At 59.4% G+C, this 599-nt stretch carries 1 protein-coding gene; it reads right to left on the reverse strand.

Annotated elements, in window-relative coordinates; translation table 11 throughout:
* The coding region (locus IM300_RS22535; protein ID WP_116330100.1) for a DMSO/selenate family reductase complex B subunit at window positions 1–599 on the reverse strand (599 nt) is incomplete at both ends.

Genomic DNA, 599 nt, shown 5'->3' on the forward strand with positions numbered 1-599 from the left:
GCCAGGTAGCCGGTGGTGTCACCCGTCGGACGGCTGTTGGCGTTAGGTTTAATCACAATACTCGGCTTCGTGAAGTGCGCAGACGGCAGCGGCGCGACGGCAGCAAGCTGGCCGTGTTTTTTACGCAGCTCCTCAATCGGGCCAAAGTCCAGCGCGCGCAGCGGGCAGGATTCGACGCAGATGGGCTTTTTGCCGTCCGCAACGCGGCTGTGGCAGCCGTCGCACTTGGTCATGTGGCCTTTAGCGGCGTTGTACTGCGGTGCGCCGTACGGGCAGGCCATGTGGCAGTAGCGACAGCCGATGCAGACGTCCTCGTCCACCACCACAAAGCCGTCGTCGCGCTTGTGCATTGCCCCGCTCGGACAGACCTTGGTACAGGCCGGATCTTCGCAGTGGTTGCAGGCAATCGACAGGTAATAGGCAAAGACATTTTGATGCCAGACGCCGTTGTCCTCCTGCCAGTCGCCGCCCGCGTATTCATAAATACGACGGAAGCTGACGTCCGGAGTCAGGTCTTTGTAATCCTTGCAGGCCAGCTCGCAGGTTTTGCACCCGGTGCAACGGCTGGAATCAATAAAAAATCCATACTGGGTTGTCAT

It is taken from the genome of Enterobacter cloacae complex sp. I2 (genome assembly GCF_014896205.1).
In the GTDB taxonomy this organism is placed as follows: domain Bacteria; phylum Pseudomonadota; class Gammaproteobacteria; order Enterobacterales; family Enterobacteriaceae; genus Enterobacter; species Enterobacter quasihormaechei.